Raw genomic sequence first — 22,845 nt, 5'->3', positions numbered from 1 at the left:
TTCATCGGCCGGCCGGTCAAGATCGACGCCGAGGGACCCCTGGGAGGCCCTGCCGCCCGCCGTCTCCCGCCTCCCGGCCGCCGCCCGGGCACCGGGCCGTGGCCGCCTGCGACTTCGAGGGCGAGCTCCCGCAGGTCTGCGTCGGGGTCGGGAGTTCGGACCTGACCGGACGCGACCGGCCCGGCCGCCCGTGCGGGCCGGTCGGGCCGGTCGGGCCGACGGGGTGTCAGGGGGCCTCCGGGGCCGGGAGGAAGCCGGTGTCCCGGAAGTAGGAGAGGTAGCGGACGAGCACCTCCTCGGTCAGCGGCGCCGGGTGGACGCCGAGGCGGGCCGCGGCCTCGGTGGTGCGGCGGGAGTCGAAGTGGCGGGCCTCCGCAGGCTGCTCCGCGCCGCCGTCCGCGCCGCCGCCTCCGCTGCCGTCCTCGCCGAGGAAGAGCTGGGCGGCGTTGTCGTGGCGGGCCGCGACGGCGGCTCGCCACTGGTCGGCGGGCATGGTGCGCAGGCGGTAGCCGAGGTGCTCGGCGGCGGCGAACACCCGTGCCAGGTCCGGCGGTTCGGGGTGGGTGAGGTGGAAGGTCCCGCCGCCGCCGGGGGCGTCGAGGACGAACGCGGTGATCGCCGCGCTGACGTAGTCCACCGGTACCCAGCCGGTGGAGCCCGGCGGCAGGTCGGGCACCGCCCCCGCCTGGAGGCAGCCCTTGATCAACTGCCAGAGCAGGTCCCGGTCCTGGCAGGCCCCGGTCACGCTGTCGCCGCTGATCCGACCGGGGCGGTGCACGGTGACCGGCAGCCCGCGCTCCCGGGCCAGCCCGACCAGGCCCTCGGCCACCCACTTGCTCTGCGCGTAGCCGTCCGGCAGCGCCGCCACCGGCCCGGCCGGGGTGTGCTCGGTCACGGTGCCCGGGCCGCCCGTCGGCGGGTGCACGCCGGTGGTCGAGACGTGGTGCAGGCCGGGGGAGCGGGACTCCGCCAGCAGCCGCAGCAGCTCCTCGGTGCCCGCGACGTTCGCGGGCCGCAACTCCCGGTAGCCCGCCGCGAAGTTGACCCGGGCCCCGTTGTGCACGATCGGCCCGAGCCGGCGCAGCAGCGCCGCGCGCGCCCCCGGGTCGAGACCGAGCCCGGGCGCGGCCAGATCCCCGGGCACCGGACGGACCAGCTCCCGGTACCGCTCCTGCCACAGGCCGTACCGGCGCAGGTTCCGCTCCAGCCGCAGCGCCCCGTCCCGCTCGTCCTCGGCCCGCACCAGGCAGTCCACCGGGCCGCCGGTCGCCTCGATCAGGTCGCGCAGCAGGAACGCCCCGAGGAAACCGGAGGCACCCGTCAACAGCGGCCGGGCGGAGGACGGCACGGCGGCACCCGCCCGCGCCGCCGTTCCGGCCCCGGTGATGTCCGGGGCCAGCCGGACCTCGGCCGCCCAGTCCACCGCCTCCGCTCCCGTTCCCGTCCCCGCCTCCGCTCTCGTTCTCGCTCCTGTTCCCGCCCCCGCTCCCGCCTGCGTTCCGGTCCCCGGCCCGGCGTCGGCCGCCGCGTCGGCCGCAGCCCCGACCGAGGCCGCAGCCCCGGGCCCGTCCAGCAGGCGGGCGACGCCCTCCGCCGTCGGGGCCGCGAACAGGGCGCGCAGGGAGAGGCGTCGGCCGCAGCGTTCCTCGATCCGCTGGGCCAGGGACACCACCAGCAGGGAGTGGCCGCCGCAGGCGAAGAAGTCGTCCGTGGGGCCGATCTCCGGCAGGCCGAGGGTCTGGGCGAACACCTCGCACAGGACCGCCTCCCGTTCGGTGCGCGGCGCCCGGCCGGTGCCCCGGGGGTGCTCGGGGGCGGGCAGGGCCCGGCGGTCGGTCTTGCCGTTGGGCGTCAGCGGGAGCGCGTCCAGGGCGACGTACGCGGAGGGCACCAGGTGGTCCGGCAGGACGGCCGCCAGCCGGGCCCGCAGCTCCGCGGCGTCCGGGGGCGTCCGGCCGTCCGGCCCGCCCACGGTGTACGCGACCAGTCGGCGGTCGCCCGGCCGGTCCTCGCGGACCACGACGCAGGCGGCCGCGACGCCCGGCAGCGCGGTGAGTGCCGCCTCGACCTCGCCGGGCTCGATCCGGAAGCCGCGCAGCTTGACCTGCTCGTCGACCCGGCCGACGTACTCCAACTGCCCGTCGCGGCGCCAGCGGGCCAGGTCGCCGGTGCGGTACATCCGTTCGCCCGGCGCCCCGGCCGGGTCGGCCACGAAGCGGGCGGCGGTCAGGCCCGGACGGCCCAGGTAGCCGCGGGCCAGGCCCTCCCCGGCCACGTACAGCTCGCCCACCACGCCCGGCGGGACGGGGGCCAGCCGGGCGTCCAGGACGCGTACCCGGGTGCCGTCCACGGGGACGCCGATCGGCACGGACCGGTCCGGGACGGCCGCGCCCGCGGCGGCCTGGAAGCCGCTCATGGTGGCGCAGACCGTGGTCTCGGTGGGCCCGTACGCGTTGACCAGGCGGTGCTCGGCGGCCCAGGCGCGGGCCAGCGCGGGCGGGCAGGTCTCCCCGGCCAGGACCAGGGTCGTCCCGGCGGGCAGCGACCCCGGGGGCAGCGCCGCGAGCGCTGCCGGGGGCAGGGTCAGGTGGGTGATGCCGTGCTCGCGGACCCGGGCGGCCAGGGCCGGGCCGGGCAGCAGCGCCTCCCGGGCGTCCAGCTCCAGGCAGGCGCCGGACAGCAGGCCCATGCACAGCTCCCAGAACGCGGCGTCGAAGCTCACCGACGCCAGTTGCAGCACCCGGTCGGCCCCGGTCAGCCCCAGCCGCTCCCGCTGGGTGCCCGCCATCGCGGCGATGCCCCGGTGGGTGACCACCACGCCCTTGGGCCGCCCGGTGGAGCCGGAGGTGTAGATGACGTACGCCGGGTGCGCCGGGTCCACCACCGGCAGCCGGCCCGACGCCCCGGCGGACGCGTCCGCCCCCGCCTCGCCGGGCGCGTCCAGGTACAGGTGGGGCACGTCCGACGCCGGCAGCCCCCGGTGCACCTCGGGCGTGGTGAGCAGCAGCCGCGGCGCGGCGTCGTCGAGCATGTACGCCAGCCGGGCCGCCGGGTAGCCGGGGTCCAGCGGCAGGTAGGCGGCTCCGGCCCGGAGCACGGCCAGCAGGGCCACCGGCAGGCCGCCGTCGCGGGGGAGCGCCACGGCGACCCGGTCCTCCGGGCCGATGCCGCGGGCGGCCAGCCGCCGGGCCAGCGCCTCGGCGCGGGCGTCGAGTTCGCGGTAGGTCAGGGTGGTGCGCGGGTCGCGGACCGCGGGCGCGTCGGGGGTGCGGCGCACCTGCCGGGCGAACAGTTCGGGGAAGGCGGCGGGCGGTTCGGCCCGCGGACCGGTGCCCCAGCGCTCCAGGCGGGCCCGCTCGGCCGGGTCAAGCACCGGGTAGGCGTGCAGCGGCAGGCCCGGGTCGTCGGTGACGGCGCCCAGCAGCCGCACCAGCCGCCCGGCCAGCGCCCGGACGGTGTCGGCGTCGAACAGCGCGGTCGCGTAGTCCACGGTGGCCGCCAGCCCCCCGGTGCCGCCGGGGTCCGCGGCGAAGGTGAAGGACAGGTCGAACTTGCTGGCGCCCAGGTCCAGCGGCACCGGGTCGACGCGCAGGCCGGGCAGTTCGACGGGCGCGGCGGGGGCGTGGTTCTGCAGCACCAGCATGGTCTGGAACAGCGGGTGGTGCTCGGCCCGGGCCGGGTTCAGCAGCTCCACCAGCCGCTCGAACGGGACGTCCTGGTGGGCGTACGCGGCCAGGTCGAACTCCTTGACCCGGTCCAGGAGTTCCCGGAAGGTCGGGTCGCCGGACAGGTCGGTGCGCAGCACCAGCGTGTTGACGAAGAAGCCCACCAGGCCGGCGGTCGCCTCGTCGGTGCGCCCGGCCACCGCGGTGCCCAGCGGGACGTCCTCGCCCGCGCCGTGCCGGGACAGCAGCAGCGCCAGCGCGGCCTGCAGCACCATGAACTCGCTGCACCGCCCGGCCCGGGCCAGCGCGGCGATCCGGCCGGCCGTGGCGGCGTCCACCGCGAAGTGGTGGGTGGCGCCGTCGTGCCCGGCCCCGGCCGGGCGCGGCCGGTCGCAGGGCAGCTCGACCCGCTCCGGCAGCCCGGCCAGCGCCCCGCGCCAGAACGCCAGCTGCCGGGCCAGCGGGCTGTCCGGGTCGTGCTCGTCGCCCAGCAGCTCGCGCTGCCACAGCGCGTAGTCGGCGTAGTCGACCGGCAGCGGGCTCCAGTCGGGGGCCGCGCCCGCCAGCCGGGCCCGGTAGGCGGCGCCCAGGTCGCGGAAGAGCGGCGCCAGCGAGGAGCCGTCCGCGGCGATGTGGTGCACCACCAGCACCAGCACGTGCGAGTCGGCCGCCAGCCGCAGCACCACCACCCGCAGCGGCGCCTCCCGCTCCACGTCGATCGGCTCGGCCACCGCCGCGGCCATCCGGTCGGCGCACTTGCCCGGCTCGACGTCCTCCACCGCGAACGGCAGCCGCACCTCGGCGGCCGGCACGATCCGCTGCACCGGCCCGTCCGGGCCCGCCGGGAAGACGGTGCGCAGCACGGCGTGCCGGTCGACCGCGTCGTGGCAGGCCAGCCGCAGCGCGTCCACGTCCAGCGGGCCGTCCAGCCGCACCGCGAACGGCACGTGGTACGTCGCGGACGGGCCGTCCAGGCGGTGCAGGAACCACAGCCGCCGCTGGGCGGGAGACAGCGGCAGCGGCTCCGGCCGGGGCCCGCGGCGCAGCGCCGGGCGGGCCGGGCCGTCGGCGTCCCGGAGCGCCGCGGCGAGCGCCGCGACGGTCGGGTGCTCGAACAGGGTGCGGATCTGCGCCTCGGTGCCCAGCGCGGAGCGGATCCGGCCCACCAACAGCGTCGCCAGCAGCGAATTGCCGCCCAGCGCGAAGAAGTTGTCGTCCGCGCCGACCCGGGGCAGGCCCAGCGTCTCGGCGAACAGCCCGGCCAGGATCTCCTCCCGGCCCTCCAGCGGCGCCCGGCCGCCCACCGGCGCGGCGGCGGCCGGCGCGGGCAGCGCCGCCCGGTCCAGCTTGCCGTTGGCGGTCATCGGCAACGCCTCCAGCACCACCACGGCCGAGGGCACCAGGAACGCGGGCAGCCGGCCGCCCAGGTACCCGGCCAGCGCCGCCGGGTCCGCGGTGCGGCCCGCCGCCGGAACGGCGTACGCCACCAGCGCGCGGTCGCCCGGCCGGTCCTCGCGCACCAGCACGCAGGCCGCCCGCACCGACGGGTGGGAGCGCAGCGCCGCCTCCACCTCGCCCGGCTCGATCCGGTGGCCGCGCAGCTTCACCTGCTGGTCGGCCCGCCCGACGTACGCCAGCTCCCCGTCACCGCACCGGCGCACCAGGTCGCCGGTGCGGTACATCCGGGCGCCCGCCGCCCCCGACGGGTCGGCGACGAACCGGGCCGCGGTCAGCCCCGGCTGCCCCAGGTAGCCGCGCGCCACGCCCGGCCCCGCCAGGTACAGCTCGCCCTCCGCGCCCTCCGGCACCGGCCGCAGCGCGCCGTCCAGCACCAGGGCGCGCACCCCGTCCAGCGGCCGCCCGACCGGCGGCACCCCGGCCGGGGCGCCCTCGGCGGGCACCCGGTGCAGCAGGGCGAAGGTGGTGGCCTCGGTGGGCCCGTACGCGTTCAGCACCCGGGTGCCGGGGTGCGCCGCCGCCAGCCGCTGGAGCACCCCGGGCGCCGCCGCCTCGCCGCCGCAGGCCACCAGCCGCAGCAGGCCCAGCGCCGCCGGGTCGGTCTCGGCGACCACGTTGAACAGCGCCGTGGTCAGGAACGCCGCCCGCACCCCGTCCCGGGCCACCGCCTCCCGCAGCGCCGCCGGCTGCAGCACGCCCTCCGGCGCCGCCACCACCCGGCCGCCGCGCAGCAGCGGCACCCACAGCTCGAAGGTCGCCGCGTCGAAGACGTACGCCGAGTGCAGCAGCACCGCCTCGCCCGCGCCGTCCCCGTCCCAGGCCCGGTCGGCGGCCAGCGCGGCCACGTCCGCGTGCGTGACGCCCACCGCCTTGGGCCGGCCGGTCGAGCCGGAGGTGAACATCACGTACGCCAGCCGCCGCCCGCCCGCCGGGGCGGGCAGCGGACCGGGCACCGGCGGCGCCCCGGCCAGCACCCGGCCCGCGCCGTCCACGGTCAGCACCCGCACCCCGGGCCCCAGCGCCCGCACCCACGGGTGCCCGGCGTTCGCGGCGTCCACCACCAGCAGCCGGGGGGCCGCCGCCGCGGCGACCGCGGCCAGCCGCTCGACCGGCCAGCGCGGGTCCAGCGGCACGTACGCCGCGCCCGCCCGCAGCACCCCCAGCGGCGCGGTGACCTGCGCGGCCGAGCGGCCCAGCAGCAGGCCCACGCCCTCCTCGGGGGCCGCCCCCAGCCCGGTCAGCGCACCCGCCAACCGGTCCGACAGGTCGGCGAGCCGGCGGTAGGTCAGCCGCTCGACCGCCCCGGTCACCGCCGGTGCCTCCGGCCGCTCGGCGGCCCACCGGGCCACCACCGCCGCCAGGTCGGTGCCCGCGACGTCGGCGGGCAGCGCCGCCCCCGCGCCCCGCGCCAGCAGCTCCTCCCGCTCGCCCGCCAGCAGCACCGGCACCGCGTCGGCCCGCCCCGTCAGGCCCGCGCCCAGCCGCTCCAGCAGCCCGCGCAGCCGGTCCACCGTGCGCTCCGCCCACGGCCGCTCCAGCACCGAGGGGCGGAAGGCGAAGGTGATCCGCAGCGTCCGGCCCGGCGCCACCGTCAGGGTCAGCGGGTAGTGCGCGGCGTCGCTGCCCGCCATGCCGGTCACGGCCAGGCCCGGCAGCGCCCGCCCGGCGGCCCGCAGGCCCTCCTGGTCCAGCGGGTAGTTCTCGAACACCAGCAGGGTGTCGAACAGGGTGTCCAGGCCGGTGGTCGCCCCGATGTCGGTCAGCCCGACGTGCTGGCTGCCCAGCAGCGCGCCCTGCTCGTCCTGCAACCGGGCCAGCAGCGCGGCCAGGCCCTCGCCCGGCCGCACCGCCAGCCGCACCGGCACCGTGTTGATGAACAGGCCGATCATCGACTCGACCCCGGGCAGCTCCGGCGGCCGGCCCGACACCGTCGTCCCGAACAGCACGTCCGACCGGCCGGTCAGCCCCGCCAGCAGCAGCACCCAGGCGCCCTGCACCAGCGTGTTCAGGGTCAGCCGGTGCGCCCGGGCGGTGACCCGCAGCCGCTCGGTGGCCGCCTCGTCCAGCTCCAGCACCAGCGTCTCGGGCAGCTCGCCCGCGTGCGCCGCCCGGGCCGCCGCCCGCCCCGCCAGCAGCGTCGGCGCCTCCACCCCGGCCAGCGCGCCCCGCCAGGCGTCCAGCGCCGCGCCCCGGTCCTGCCCGGCCAGCCAGGCCAGGTAGGAGCGGTACGGGGCGACCCGGGGCAGCCCGGCGGCGTCGCCCCCGCTCCCGTACAGCTCGAACAGCTCGCGCAGCAGCAGCGGCACCGACCAGCCGTCCAGCAGGATGTGGTGACTGGTGATCACCAGCCGGTACCGGGCCGGGCCGGTGCGCAGCAGCGCGAAGCGCATCAGCGGCGGCGAGGCCAGGTCGAAGCGCCGCACCCGGTCGGCGGCCAGGAACTCCCGCAGCCGCTCCTCGACCGCCGCGCCGCCCGCCGCGCCGTCCCCCGCTGCGTCCGCCGCGCCGTCCGCCGCGGCGGCCAGGTCCGCCACGTGCAGCGGCACCGGCACCTCGGCCGCCACCGCCTGCACCGGCTGGTCCAGGTCCTCGTGCAGGAACCCCACCCGCAGGTTGGCGTGCCGGCGCAGCAGCGCGCCCAGCGCGGCCCGCAGCGCGGCCGGGTCGACCTCGCCCTCCAGGGCCAGCACGAACTGCGAGGTGTAGACGTCCACCGCCTCGGCGTCGTACAGCGCGTGGAAGAGCATGCCCGCCTGCAACGGCGTCAGCGGCAGTACGTCCTCCAACTGGAACCCGGTCATGCGCGTCCACCCCACTTGGTCTGCAGTCGGTCGAGTTGGGCCTGGTCCAGCGAGACCAGGGGAAGGTCGGACGGCGTCCAGCCGCCCGCGTCGGGCTGCGCGGAGTGCTCCGCGATCGCCCGCAGCGCCCGGTCGAAGGCGTCGGCGAGCGCCGCCACGTCCGCCTCGTCGAGCAGGTCGGCGGCCCAGGTCCAGCGGGCCGTCAGGCGCGGGCCGGCGGGCCCGTCCTCGGTGTGCGCGTTGATGTCCAGCACGTGGTGCACCGGCATCGCCGGGTCCGCCGGGGCCGGCGCGCCGCCCTCGGGCAGCACCTCCCAGTCCGCCTCCGGGCCGGCCCCGGGCGCCGGGTGGCGGCCCAGGTAGTTGAAGCCGATCCGCGGCTCGGCGCCGCCGGCCAGCAGCTCCCGGGCGGCCGGGTCCAGGTGCCGCAGCACGCCGTACCCGACGCCGTGGTCGGGCACCGCCCGCAGCTGCTCCTTGACGTTCTTCACCGCCCGGTCCACCAGGCCCGCGTCGAACCGGCCCGGCACCCGCGGGTCCAGCGGACCCGGGTCCAGCAGCACCGGGTACAGGCTGGTGAACCAGCCCACCGTGCGCGACAGGTCCAGGCCCTCGGCGAGCTGCTCGCGCCCGTGGCTCTCCAGGTCCACCAGCACCCCCGCCCGCCCGTCGTCCCCGGCCCGCCCGGCCCGCCAGGAGCGCACCGCCAGCGCCAGCGCCGTCAGCAGCACGTCGTCCACCCCGGCGTGGAACGCCTGCGGCGCGCTGGTCAGCAGCTCCCCGGTGCGGTCGGACGCCGGACGGGTGGTCAGCGACCTGGTCCGGCCCGCCGTGTCCCGGGCCGGGTCCAGCGGACGCACCCCCAGCGGCGGGTCGTCGGCCCGCGCCACCGCCTCCCAGAGCGGCAGCTCGCCCGCCCGGGCGCCGCTCGCGCCCTGCGCGGCCAGCAGCCGGGCCCAGGCTCGGTACGAGGTGCCCACCGCCGGCAGCACCGCGCCGCCCGGCGCGACCCCACCGGACACCGCACCCGGCACCCCGGCGAGCGCCGGGTCGGACACCGCCCGCCAGGCGGTCGCCAGGTCCTCGACCAGGATTCGCCAGGACACCGCGTCCACCGCCAGGTGGTGCACCAGCAGCAGCAGCCGCCCGCGCACCTCCGGCCCGGCGTCGCACCACACCGCCTCCAGCACCCCGCCGTGGGCCGGCCGCAGCCGCCCCCGGGCCCGTTCGCCCTCGGCGGCCAGCGCGGCGCGCACCTCCCGCTCGCCCAGCCCCGCGACGTCCAGCCGCACCAGCCGCGGCGCGACCGGCACCGCCCCGCGCGGCAGCGCCTCCAGCGCCGCCGAGCCGTCCGCGGCCCGGGTCACCCGGACCCGCAGCATGTCGTGGTGGTCGACCAGCAACTGGAGCGCCGCCGCCAGCCGCTCCCGGTCCGCCCCGGCCGGGGTGCGCAGCACCGCGGACTGGTGGTAGCCGTCGGTGGGGCCCGGCCGGTCCAGGAACCAGGCCGCGATCGGGGTCGGCGGCATGGTGCCCGTCCCGTCCTCGGCCGCCGCCGCGGGGGCCTCCTCGGCTGGCCGGGCCACCGCCGCCACCGCCTGCGGGGTGCGGTGCAGGAACACGTCGCGCGGGGTGATCCGCAGCCCCGCCTCGCGGGCCCGGCTGACCAGCTGGATCGACAGGATGCTGTCCCCGCCCAGCGCGAAGAAGTCCTCCTCCGGCCCGACCTCCGGCACCCGCAGCACCCCCGCGAACACCTCGCACAGCACCCGCTCCGGCCCGTCCGCCGGCCGCCCCGCGCCGCCGCCGGCCGCCGCCCCGGGCCGCGGCGGGTCGGGCAGCGCCCGCCGGTCCGCCTTGCCGCTGGGCAGCAGCGGCAGCGCCGCCAGCCGGACGAACACCGCCGGCACCAGCCCGGACGGCAGCAGCTCCGACAGCCCGGCCCGCAGCTCCGCGTCCGGCGGCAGCGCGCCGCCGTCCGCCGCGGGCACCAGGTAGGCCACCAGCCGCTCCGCCCGGACCAGCACGCAGGCCGCGCCCACGCCCGGCAGCGAGGTCAGCGCCGCCTCCACCTCCCCGGGCTCGATCCGCAGGCCGTGCAGCTTCACCTGGTCGTCGCCCCGGCCCAGGTAGCGCAGCAGCCCGTCCGCGCCGCGCCGCACCAGGTCCCCGGTGCGGTACATCCGGGTCCCGTCCGCCGCGAACGGGTCCGCGACGAACCGGGACGCGGTCAGCGCCGCCCGCCCCAGGTAGCCGCGGGCCAGGCCCGCGCCCGCCAGGTACAGCTCGCCCACCGCCCCCGGCGGCACCGGCCCCAGCGCGTCGTCCAGCACGTACGCGCGCAGGTTGTCCACCGGGCGCCCGATCGGCACCGCCGCGTCCGCCCCGTCTGCGGCCGGCCGCCAGCGGTGCGCGGTGGCGTCGATGGTCGCCTCGGTCGGCCCGTACAGGTTGTGCACCGCCACGCCCCAGGCCCGCTCGGCCCGCGCGGCCAGCGCCCCGGTCAGCGGCTCGCCGCCGCACAGCACCGCCCGCAGCGCGGCCGGGGCCGGCTCCCGCTCGGTCTCGCCCAGCACCAGCGCCAGCAGCGAGGGCACGAACTGGGCGACCGTCACGCCCTCGGCGCGCATCCGTCCCAGCAGCCCCACCGGGTCGTGGTTCAGCTCCGGCGGCACCGGGCAGGTCGCGCCGCCGTGCAGCAGCGGCAGCCAGGTCTCCCACACCGAGGCGTCGAAGCTCGGCGAGGTCCGGGCCAGCACCCGGTCGTCCGGGGTCAGCTCCAGGTGCCCGGCCAGCCAGGCCATGTGGTTGACCAGCCCCGCGTGGGTGACCACCACGCCCTTGGGACGGCCGGTGGAGCCCGAGGTGTGGATCACGTACGCGGCGTCCAGCGGCGCCGGGTCCACCAGCGGCACGTCCGGCGACTCCGGTGCGCCCGGCTCCCCGTCCCCGTCCCCGTCGTCGTCCAGCGCCAGCACCGGCACCGGCAGTTCCGGCAGCGCCGCCAGCGCCCGCGCCGGGGCCAGCAGCAGCACCGGCCGGGCGTCCTCCACGACGAAGCGCAGCCGGGCCGCCGGGTACTGCGGGTCCAGCGGCAGCCAGGCCGCGCCCGCCTTCGCGACCGCCAGCATCGCCACCACCTGCTCCGCGGTGCCCGGCATCGCCAGCGCCACCACGTCCCCGCGCCCGACCCCGCGCCCGCGCAGCCGCCGGGCCAGCGCGTCCGAGCCCGCGTCCAGCTCCGCGAAGGTCAGGCCCGCGCCGCCGTCCCGCACCGCGAGCGCGTCCGGGGTGCGGGCGCACCGGGCGCGGAACGCCTCCGGCGCCGTCCGCTCCGCCACCGCCCGCACCGGGCCGCGGCCCGCCGCGGCCAGCGCCGCCCGCTCCGCGCCGTCCAGCACCGGCACCGACCGCACCCGCAGCCCCGGGTCGGCCGCCAGCACGGCCAGCAGCCGCACCAGCCGGTCCGCCAGCGCCCGCGCCGTCCCCGGCTCGAACAGGTCCGCGGCGAACTCCAGCGACCCCTCCAGCCCCAGCGGGCGGCCCCGCCCGTCCCGGCGCTCGGCGAAGGTGAAGGTCAGGTCGAACTTGCTGATCCCGGTGCGCACCGGCTGCTGCGCCACCGCCAGGCCCGGCAGGTCCAGGTCCGCCCCGGCGTTGTTCTGCAGCGCCAGCATCACCTGGAACAGCGGGTGGCGGCTCTCGGTCCGCTCCGGCGCCAGCGCGTCCACCAGCCGCTCGAACGGCACGTCCTGGTGCGCGTACGCCGCCAGGTCGAACTCCCGCACCCGGTCCAGGACCTGCTCGAACGTCGGGTCGCCGGACAGGTCGGTGCGCAGCACCAGCGTGTTGACGAAGAAGCCCACCAGCTCGTCCAGCGCCTCGTCGGTGCGCCCCGCCACCGGCGTGCCCAGCGCGACGTCCTCGCCGCCGCCGTGCCGGGACAGCAGCACCGCCAGCGCCCCCTGGAGCACCATGAACAGGCTGCAGCCGCGCGAGCGGGCCAGCGCGTCCAGCGCCCGGTGGGTGTCGGCGTCCACCGGGAAGGCGAACGCGTCGCCCCGGTGCGAGGCCACCGCCGGGCGCGGCCGGTCCAACGGCAGCTCCAGCACGTCCGGCAGGCCCGCCAGCGCCTCCTCCCAGAACGCCAGCTGACGGGCCGCCAGCCCCGCCGGATCGCCCTCGTCGCCCAGCAGCCCGCGCTGCCACAGCGCGTAGTCCGCGTACTGCACCGGCAGTTCGGCCCAGCCCGGCGCCCGCCCCGCCGACCGGGCCCGGTACGCCGCGCCCAGGTCCCGGGCCAGCGGCGCCAGCGACCAGCCGTCGCCCGCGATGTGGTGCACCAGCAGCACCAGCACGTGCGCGTCCGGCCCCAGCCGCAGCAGCCGGGCCCGCACCGGGCGCTCCACCGCCACGTCGAAGGCGTACGCCGTCTCGGCCGCCAGCACCGCCGCCAGCAGCGCCGGGTCCACCTCGCGCGGCGTCAGGTCCAGGTCCGCGCCGGCCGCGTCCAGCACCAGCTGGCCCGGCACGCCCCCCGCCTCCGGGAAGACCGTCCGCAGCGACTCGTGCCGCTCCACCACGTCCGCCAGCGCCAGGCCCAGCGCCGCCGCGTCCAGCGGCCCGTCCAGGCGCAGCACCAGCGGCACGTTGTACGTCGCGCTCGGCCCCTCGAAGCGGTGCAGGAACCACAGCCGCTGCTGCGCGTACGACAGCGGCAGCGGGTCGGGCCGGTGCGCCGCCCGCTCCAGCCGGGGCCGGGCGGCCCGGCCGCCGTCCAGCGCCGCCGCCAGCCCCGCCGGGGTCGGGTGCTCGAAGACCGTGCGCACCTCGGTGTCCACGTCGAGCGCCGCCCGCAGCCGGGCCGCCAGCCGGGTGGCCAGCAGCGAGTGGCCGCCCAGCGCGAAGAAGTCCTCGTCGGCGCCGACCGAGGCCCGGCCCAGCAGGTCCGCGAACAGCCCGCACACCAGCTCCTCGCGGGCCGTGCGCGGCGCCCGGCCCGGCCCGGCGGCCCCGCCGTCCCCGTCCCCGGGCACCGGCAGCGCCGCCCGGTCCACCTTCCCGTTCGGGTTCAGCGGGAACGCCGCCAGCAGCACCACCGCCGCGGGCACCATGTACCCGGGCAGCACCCGGCCCACCGCCGCGGCCAGCTCCTCCGGCCGCGGCGCGGCCCCGGCCGCCGGGACGACGTACGCCACCAGCCGCCGGTCGCCCGGCACGTCCTCGCGCACCAGCACGAACGCGTCGGCGACCTCCGGCAGCGCCGCCAGCACGCCCTCGATCTCGCCCGGCTCCACCCGGTAGCCGCGCAGCTTCACCTGCCCGTCGGCCCGGGCGACGTACGCCACCTCCCCGTCCGCCGTCCAGCGCACCAGGTCGCCGGTGCGGTACATCCGCGAGCCGTCCGCCGCGAACGGGTCCGCCACGAAGCGCTCGGCGCTCGCCCCCGGCCGCCCCAGGTAGCCGCGCGCCACGCCCCGGCCCGCCAGGTACAGCTCGCCCACCACGCCCGGCGCGACCCGGTTCAGCGCGCCGTCCAGCACGTACAGCCGCATGCCGTCCAGCGGCCGGCCGATCGGCGGCGGGCCCGGCGGCAGGTCGGGGGAGACCCGGTGGCGGGTGGCGAAGGTGGTGGTCTCGGTCGGCCCGTACACGTGCAGCACCGCGGTGTCCGGCGCGGTCGCCGCGACCCGCTGCATCGCGTCCGGCGAGGCCAGCTCCCCGCCCGCGCACACCACCCGCAGGCCCGCGAACGCGCCCGGGTCGGTCTCGGCGACCACGTTGAACAGGGCGGTGGTCAGGAACACCGCCGTCACCCCCCGCTCGTGCACCGCCACGTCCAGCGTCCGGGCCTCCAGCAGCCCGCCCGGCGCCACCACCACCCGGCCGCCGTTCAGCAGCGGCGTCCAGATCTCGAAGGTCGAGGCGTCGAAGACGTACGCCGAGTGCATCAGCACCGCGTCCACCGCGCCGTCCGCCCAGGCCGCGTCGGCCGCCAGCGCCGCCACGTCGGCGTGCGCCACCCCGACGCCCTTGGGCAGGCCGGTGGAGCCCGAGGTGAACATCACGTACGCCAGCGCCTCCGGACCCACCGCCGGGACCGGCCGCCCCGGGCGCGGCGGCGCGCCGCGCAGCACCCGGCCGCACCGGTCCAGCACCACCACCGGCAGGCCCAGGCCCGCCACCCACGGCGACCCGGCCCCCTCCTCGTCCACCAGCAGCAGCCGCGGCCGGGCCACCTCCGCGACCCGGTCCAGCCGCTCGACCGGCCAGCGCGCGTCCAGCGGCACGTACGCCGCTCCCGCCCGCACCGCGCCCAGCGAGGCCGTCACCTGCGCCGCCGACCGGCCCAGCAGCACGCCCACCCGGTCCTCCGGGCCCACCCCGTGCCCGCCCAGCACCCCGGCCAGCTCGGCCGACAGCCGGTCCAGCCCGGCGTAGGACAGCGCCTCCTCGCCGTCCACCACCGCCACCGCGCCCGGCGCGCGCCGCAGCTGCCGCTCGAACAGCGCGGGCAGGGTGCCCGCGACCGCGGCGTCCGGGCCGGCGGGCAGCTCCCGCGCGGTGCCCCAGCGGGTCAGCCGCAGCTGCTCCTCCGCCGTCAGCAGCCGGTGGCCCGACAGCCGGCGGTCCGGCTCGGCCACCACCCGCTCCAGCAGCCGCACCAGCCGGGCCGCCAGCGCCTCGGCGGTGGAGCGGTCGAACAGCGCGGTGGCGTACTCCAGGCCCGCGGTCAGCCCGCCCGCCCCGGCACCCGCCCCGGCCCCGGTTCCCCCGGTTCCTCCGGCGTCCGCGGCGTCCCCGGTGTCCCCGGTGTCCTCGGCGAAGGAGAAGGTCAGGTCGAACTTGCTCAGCCCGTTGTGCACCAGCCGCTGCTCCACCGCCAGGCCCGGCAGCTCCGGCCGGGCCGCCCGCTGGTTCTGCAGCACCACCACGGTCTGGAACAGCGGGTGGTGGTCCCGGGCCCGCACCGGGTTGAGCTCCTCCACCAGCCGCTCGAACGGCACGTCCTGGTGGGCGTACGCCGCCAGGTCGAACTCCCGGACCCGGCCCAGCAGTTCACGGAAGGTCGGGTCGCCGGACAGGTCGGTGCGCAGCACCAGCGTGTTGACGAAGAACCCCACCAGGTCCGCCAGCGCCTCGTCGGTGCGCCCCGCCACCGGCGCCCCCAGCGGCACGTCCTCGCCCGCCCCGTGCCGGTGCAACAGCGCCGCCACCGCCGCCCGCAGCACCATGAACAGCGTCCCGCCGGTGGACCGGGCCAGCCCCAGCAGCGCCGCGTGCAGCGCCGGGGACACCTCGAACTCCACCACCGCGCCGCGCGGGTCCGCCACCGCCGGACGCGGCCGGTCCCACGGCAGCGCGACCAGCCCCGGCAGCCCCGCCAGCGCCCCGCGCCAGTGCGCCACCTGCTCGCGCAGCAGCGCCCCGTCCTCGCGCAGCAGCTCGCGCTGCCACAGCGCGTAGTCCGCGTACTGCAACGCGGGCGCCCCGGACGCCCGGGCCGGGCCGTCCCCCGCCAGCCGGGCCCGGTACGCCGCGCCCAGGTCCCGCACCAGCGGGCCCAGCGACCAGCCGTCCCCGGCGATGTGGTGCAGCACCAGCACCAGCACGTGGTGCTCCGGCGCCGCCCGCAGCAGCCGCACCCGCAGCGGCGGGTCCACCAGCACGTCGAACGGCTCGCCGACGGCCGCCAGCACCGCCGCCTCCAGGTCCTTGGGCGCGGTGCTCTCCACCACCGGGCGCGGCACCGCCGCCGCGGCGTCCAGCACCACCTGGTGCGGCACCCCGTCCCGCTCCGGGAACACCGTGCGCAGCGACTCGTGCCGCTCCACCACGTCCGCCAGCGCCAGCCCCAGCGCCGCCGGGTCCAGCGCGCCGCGCAGCTCCAGCACCAGCGGCAGGTTGTAGGCCGAACCCGGCCCCTCCATCCGGTTCAGGAACCACAGCCGGCTCTGCGCGAAGGACAGCGGCACCGGATCGGGCCGCTCCACCGCCCGCACCACCGGCCGCCGCGCCGCCCCCGGCTCCAGGACGCGGGCCAGCCCGGCCGCCGTCGGGTGCTCGAACAGGGTGCGCACCGCGAGGTCCGCGCCCAGCACCGACCGCACCCGGCCCACCACCCGCATCGCCAGCAGCGAGTGCCCGCCCAGCTCGAAGAAGCTCTCCTCCGGACCGACCTCCGCCCGCTCCAGCACCTCGGCGAAGATCCCGGCGACCAGCTCCTCGCGCACCGTGCGCGGCGCCCGGCCCGGCCCGGCGGCCCCGCCGCCGTCCGCGGGCACCGGCAGCGCGGCCCGGTCCACCTTCCCGTTGGGCAGCAGCGGCAGCGCCGCCAGCACCACCACCGCCTCCGGCACCAGGTGCCCCGGCAGCACCCCGGCCAGCGCCGCCCGCAGCGCGCCCGCCGCCGCGCCCGGCGCGACCGCGTAGCCCACCAGCCGGGCCCGGCCCGGCACGTCCTCCCGGACCACCGCGCAGGCCGCCGACACCCCCGGCAGCGCCAGCAGCGCCGCCGCCACCTCGCCCGGCTCGATCCGGAACCCGCGCAGCTTCACCTGGTCGTCGGCCCGCGCCAGGTAGTGCAGCAGCCCGTCGGAGCCCCACCGCACCAGGTCCCCGGTGCGGTACATCCGCTCCCCGTCCGCCGCGAACGGGTCCGCCACGAAGCGCTCGGCGGTCAGCCCCGGGCGGCCCAGGTACCCGCGGGCCAGGTTGGCCCCCGCCAGGTACAGCTCCCCGGCCACGCCCGCCGGCACCGGCCGCAGCCGCCCGTCCAGCACGTACGCCCGCATCCCGTCCACCGGGCGCCCGATCGGCACCGCGGCGCCCGCCACCGGCCCCGCCACCCGGTGCGCGGTGGCGTCGATGGTCGCCTCGGTCGGGCCGTACAGGTTGTGCACCGCCGCGCCCCAGCGCTCCCCGACCGCCTCGGCCAGCGCGCGGGGGAGCACCTCCCCGCCGCACAGCACCGCCCGCAGCCCGCCCGGCGGCAGCCCGGGCCCGCCGCCGTTCGCCGCGGCCCCCGCCGGGACGGCGCCCTCGCCCTCGCCCTTGACCTCGCCCTTGACTTCGCTCTCGACCTCGACCTCGACCTCGACCTCGTCTTCGGCGAGCACCAGCGCGAGGTGCGAGGGCACGAACTGGGCCACCGTGACGTCGAAGCGGCGCATCCAGTCCAGCAGCTCGCGCGGCTCCCGGTTGGCCTCCGCCGGGGCCACGCACACCTCCGCGCCGCAGGTCAGCGGCAGCCACAGCTCCCACACCGAGGCGTCGAAGCTGGTGGAGGTGCGGGCCAGCACCCGGTCGTCCGGGGTCAGCCCCAGGTGGCGGGCCATCCAGGCCATGTGGTTGGCCAGCGCCAGGTGCGGGACGACCACGCCCTTGGGACGGCCGGTCGACCCGGAGGTGTAGATCACGTACGCGGCCTCCGCCGGACCGGCCGGCTCCCCGCCCCCCTCGCCGCCGGGGCCCGCCGGGACGGGCGGCAGCGGCTCGTCCAGCGCCAGCCGGGGCACCCCGGCCGCGTCCGCCGGCAGGCTCCCGGCCGGGAGACCCGGGCCGGTGAGCAGCAGCGCGGGCCGGGCGTCCGCCAGCATCTGCCGAATGCGCGCGGGCGGGTACCCGGGGTCGACCGGCAGGTAGGCGGCGCCCGCCCGCAGCACGGCCAGCATGGCGACCACGGTCGCCGCCGACGGCGCCGCGGCCAGCGCCACCAGCGCCCCCGGGCCCGCTCCGCGCCCGCGCAGCACCGCCGCCAGCGCGTCGGCCCGGGCGTCCAGCTCGGCGTAGCTCAGCCGGGTGCGCCCGTCCCGCACGGCGGGCGCGTCCGGGGTGCGGGCGGCCCACCGGGCGACCTGCTCCGCCACGTTCGCGGTCGGCAGCGGGCGCTGCTCGCCGCGCCCGTCGGCCAGCAGCCGGGCCCGCTCGCCCGGGGTCAGCGGGTCGAGCTCCCCGACGCTCCGGTCGGGGTCGGCCGCGGCCAGGGCCAGCACCCGGGCGAACCGGTCCGCGAGCGCGCGCGCCGTGCCCGGGTCGAACAGCTCGGTGGCGTACTCCAGGTACCCGCCCAGCCGGACGGCACCGGAGCCGTCCGGGCCCGCGCCCGTGTCCACGGTGTCGGAGTCGGCGGTTCTCGCGGCATCGGTGTCCCCGGCGGCCCCGGTGTCCCCGGCGGCTTCGACGGCCCCGGCGACCTCGGCCAGCGAGAAGGTCAGGTCGAACTTGCTGGTGGTCGGCGGACCGGACAGGTCCCGCACGGTGACGCCGGGCAGGTCGAGTCCGGCCGCCCGCTGGTTCTGCAGCACCAGCATGGTCTGGAACAGCGGGTGGTGGCCGCCGGAGCGGTCCGGGTTCAGCTCCTCGACCAGCCGCTCGAACGGCAGGTCCGCGTGGCCGAACGCGGCCAGGTCGAACTCCCGCACCCGGCCCAGCAGTTCACGGAAGGTCGGGTCGCCGGACAGGTCGGTGCGCAGCACCACGGTGTTGACGAAGAAGCCCACCAGCTCGTCCAGCGCCTCGTCGGTGCGCCCGGCCAGCGCCGTGCCCAGCGGGACGTCGGTGCCCGCGCCGTGCGCGTGCAGGGTCACCGCGAGCGCCGCGTGCAGCACCATGAACGGCGTGCAGCCGCTCTCCCGGGCCAGCCGCACCACCCGCCCGTACGCCCCGGCGGGCAGCTCGAACGGCACCGCGCCGCCCCGGTGGCCGGGGACGGCCGGGCGGGGGCGGTCCCGGGGCAGCTCGACCGGCCCCGGCAGGCCCGCCAGCGCCCCGCGCCAGAACGCCAGCTGACGCGCCGCCAGCGACTCGGGATCGCCGTCCGCGCCCAGCAGCTCGCGCTGCCAGAGCGCGTAGTCGGCGTACTGGACGCGCAGCGCCGGCCAGTCGGGCGCGCCGCCGCCGGTGGTCCGGGCCCGGTAGGCGGCGGCGAGGTCCCGGCACAGCGGGGCCAGCGACCAGCCGTCGGCGCCCACGTGGTGCAGCACCAGCACCAGCACGTGCCGCTCGGGGCCGGTGCGCAGCAGCCTGGCTCGCACCGGCAGGTCCGCGGTCAGGTCGAAGGGCGCGGCGGCCAGCCGCCGCACCGCGTCCGCCACCCAGGCGTCATCGCCCGCGCCGTCATCAGTGCGGTCGCCCGCCGGGGCCCGCTCGACCTCCAGCGGCACCCGCGCCGCCGCGTCCGCCGGTGCCAGCACCAGCTGCTGCGGCACGCCGTCGCGCTCGGCGAGCACCGTGCGCAGGCTCTCGTGCCGGGCCAGCACGTCGTCCAGCGCGCCGCCCAGCGCCGCCGGGTCCAGCGGGCCGTCCAGGGCCAGCACCAGCGGCACGTTGTAGACGTCCCCCGCGCCCTCGACCCGGTTGAGGAACCACAGCCGCCGCTGCGCGAAGGACAGCGGCAGCGGGTCGGGCCGCTCCGCCGCCACCAGCGCGGGCCGCGCCGCCCCCGCCGGGCCCAGCACGGCCGCCAGCTCGGCCACCGTCGGGTGCGCGAACACCTCGCGCAGCTCCAGCTCCGCGCCGGTCGCCGCCCGGACCCGGGCCGCCAGCCGGGTGGCCAGCAGCGAGTGGCCGCCCAGCGCGAAGAAGTCGTCGTCCACGCCCACCGAGGGCAGCCCCAGCACGTCCGCGAACAGCCCCGCCAGCACCTCCTCGTACGCGGTGCGCGGCGCGGGCCCCTCGGCGACGGCGGTCGGCGGCGCGGGCAGCGCCCGCCGGTCCACCTTGCCGTTGGCGTTCAGCGGCAGCGCGTCCAGCAGCACGAACGCGCCCGGCACCGTGTACGCGGGCAGCACCCGGCCCAGCGCCCGGGCCAGCGCCGGACCCTCCACCCGCGCCCCGGGCTCCGGCACCACGTACGCGACCAGCCGCGGGTTGCCCGGCACGTCCTCGCGCACCAGCACCCGCGCGTCCCGGACGCCCGGGCGGGCCAGCAGCGCGTTCTCCACCTCGGCGGGCTCGATCCGGAACCCGCGCAGCTTCACCTGCCCGTCGGCCCGCCCCACGTAGTCGACATCCCCGTCCGCCGTCCAGCGCACCAGGTCGCCGGTGCGGTACATCCGCTCACCGCCCGCCGCGAACGGGTCGGCGACGAACCGCCCGGCGGTCAGGCCCGGGCGGCCCAGGTAGCCGCGGGCCACCCCCGCCCCGCCCACGTACAGCTCGCCCACCACGCCGGGCGGGACGGGGCGCAGCGCCGCGTCCAGCACGTACAGCCGCACGCCGTCCAGGGCCCGGCCGATCGGCGGCACCCCGGACGCGCCGGGGCGCACCCGGTGCCGGGTGGCGAAGGTGGTGGTCTCGGTCGGCCCGTACACGTGCAGCACCGCGGTGTCCGGCGCGGCCGCGGCGATCCGGCCCAGCACGCCGGGGGCGGCCGCCTCGCCGCCCGCCGCCACCAGCCGCAGGCCCGCGAACGCCGCCGGGTCGGTCCGGGCGATCTCGTTGAACAGGGCGGTGGTCAGGAAGAGCGCGCCCACCCCGTCCCGCTCGACCGCCGCCCGCAGTCCGGGCGCGTCCAGCACCCCGGGGGCGGCCACCACCACCCGGCCGCCGTTCAGCAGCGGGGCCCAGATCTCGAAGGTCGAGGCGTCGAAGACGTACGCCGAGTGCATCAGCACCGCGTCCACCGCGCCGTCCGCCCAGGCCGCGTCGGCCGCCAGCGCCAGCACGTCCGCGTGGCTGACCCCGACGCCCTTGGGCAGGCCGGTGGAGCCCGAGGTGAACACCGTGTACGCCAACCGCCCGCCGGGCACCGCCCCCGGCAGCGGGCCGGGCCGCTCCGGGCCGCCGCGCAGCACCGCGCCCGCCCGGTCCACCACCAGCACCGGCAGCCGCCCGGCCGCCGCCGCCACCCAGTCCAGCCCGGCCGCCGCCCCGTCCACCACCAGCGCCCGGACCCGGCCCACCTCGGCCACCCGGTCCAGCCGCTCGGCCGGCCAGGCCGGGTCCATCGGCACGTACACCCCGCCCGCGCCCACCACGCCCAGCGAGGCCGTCACCACCGCGGCCGAACGCCCCACCAGGACGCCCACCCCGTCCTCGGCCCGCAGGCCCCAGCCGGTCAGCGCCCCGGCCAACCCGGCCGACAGCCCGTCCAGTTCGGCGCAGGACAGCACCCGCGCGCCGTCCACCACCGCCGGCGCGTCCGGCGCGGCCCCGGCCCGGGCCGCGAACGCCGCCGCCAGGCCGTCCGCCGCCGGGCCGTCCGTCGCCCGCCGCGACAGCGCCCCGCCCCGGCCCTGCTCGACCAGCTCCCGGGTCCGGGCCGCGTCCACCAGCGGCAGGCCGTCCACCGGGGCGTCCGGGTCCGCCCCGGCGAACGCGGCCAGGAAACCGGACACCGCCCGCTGGTGCAGCCGCACGTCCTCGGGGTGGTACAGCGCCGGATCGGTGTCGAAACCGATCAGCGGACCCGTCCCCTCGGCCCGCTCGGAGACGAACAGCGACACGTCGTTCACCGGGCCGATCGACAGCAGCCGGGAGGTGGCCCGGCTGCCCGCGAAGTCCAGGTCGTAGTCGTAGCCCATGACGTTCACCACCAGGTCGGTCAGCCGCGACCCGCCGTCCGCCAGGTTCAGCTCCCGGGCCAACTGCTCGCGCGAGAAGCGCCGGTGGCGCAGGGCGCCGCGCATCTCGGCCGCCACCGCCCGCACCAGGCCGCCCACCGTCGTCCCCGGCTCCACCGCCAGCGGCAGCGGCAGCACGGTGGCGGTCATCCCCACCGCCTCCCGGAACCCGCCGGGACGCCCGTGCGAGGCCAGCCCCAGGCAGACCTCCCGCCGCCCGGCCACCCGGGCCGCGTACGCGGCGAGCGCCGCGACCAGCACCGCGCTCCAGGTGGTGCGGTGCTCGGCGGCCAGCCGCCGCAGGCCCTCGAACACCGGCAGCGGCAGCGTCTCGCCGGTGTGCAGCGCCCCGCCGGTGCCCGTCCCGCCGTTGTCCGTTCCGCCGGTGCCCGGCGCGCCGGTGTCCGACCGGTCCGCGCCGCCGCCGTCGGTGCGCCGGCGCAGCAGGGTGCCCGCGCCCGCGCCGCTCCCGTCGGTGGCCCGGTCGGCGAACCGGCCGACCCAGTACGCCCGGTCCGCCGCGTACCGCTCCGAGGACCGGTACGCCGCCTCCTCCTCCACCAGCGCGCGCAGCGGCCCGCCGACCGGCCCCGGCACCACCACCGGCTCCGCCCCGGCCGCCGCCCCGGTGTACAGCTCGGCGACCGTCCGGGCGAGCACCGCGCCGCTGAGGCCGTCCACCGCGATGTGGTGGTAGCGCACGTACCAGTAGTGCAGCTCGGGGCCCAGCCGCAGCAGCGCCCAGTGGTGGGTGGGCGCCTCGACGTCGTCGACGGTGGCCATGTCCCCGGCCATGTACCGCTCCGCCGCCGCCACCGGATCGGCCGTCCCGCTCAGGTCCACCCGCAGCAGCCGCGCCCGCGGCACCCCGGACCGGACCACCCGCTGGCGCACCGCACCGTCCCGCTCGACCAGCACGGCGTTCAGACTGTCGCACTGGTGGAACACCCGGTCGGCTACCTCGGCGAACAGCTCCTCGTCGAGCCCGCCGCGGATCTCCAGGCATTCGCCGATGTTGTACTTCGGGCTGTCCGGATCGACCAGCTGGCCGTACCGCACGCCCTGCTGCGCGGCGGTCAGCTCCAGGAGTTCGGAGTCCGGGAGTTCAGCGTCCGGGAGTTCCGGGTCCAGGAGTTCCGGGGCGGTTTCGTCCGACGGGACGGGACGGTATTCAGGCATGCCGACGACACCTTCGGTGAGGTTTTCCAGCGACGAATGGGAAGAACCGCGGACACGGTCGAGCGCGCGGTCGGCCGGGGCGCGTCCGCGGGGTGAATTCCCACTGAAGGGAGGGATTGCCGCCGGGCCCGTGGAAGGCGCCGCCGGGCCCGGAGCGGAAATCCCGTAAATAAGATG

At 78.8% G+C, this 22,845-nt stretch carries 2 protein-coding genes; both read right to left on the bottom strand.

Annotated elements, in window-relative coordinates; all coding sequences use genetic code 11:
- Window positions 1–226 precede the first annotated feature (226 nt).
- On the bottom strand, window positions 227–7,924 hold the full coding sequence (locus tag ACIQVD_RS10995; RefSeq protein ID WP_402287886.1) for an amino acid adenylation domain-containing protein: 7,698 nt from the start codon (window positions 7,922–7,924) through the stop codon (window positions 227–229).
- On the bottom strand, window positions 7,921–22,668 hold the full coding sequence (locus ACIQVD_RS10990) for an amino acid adenylation domain-containing protein (protein WP_402287884.1): 14,748 nt from the start codon (window positions 22,666–22,668) through the stop codon (window positions 7,921–7,923). Before ACIQVD_RS10990 ends, ACIQVD_RS10995 begins: the two co-directional genes overlap by 4 nt.
- Window positions 22,669–22,845 lie beyond the last annotated feature (177 nt).

This window comes from Kitasatospora sp. NPDC090308 (genome assembly GCF_044769485.1).
GTDB classification, from domain to species: Bacteria; Actinomycetota; Actinomycetes; order Streptomycetales; family Streptomycetaceae; genus Kitasatospora; species Kitasatospora fiedleri.
This window is presented reverse-complemented; position numbering and strand designations above follow the sequence as displayed.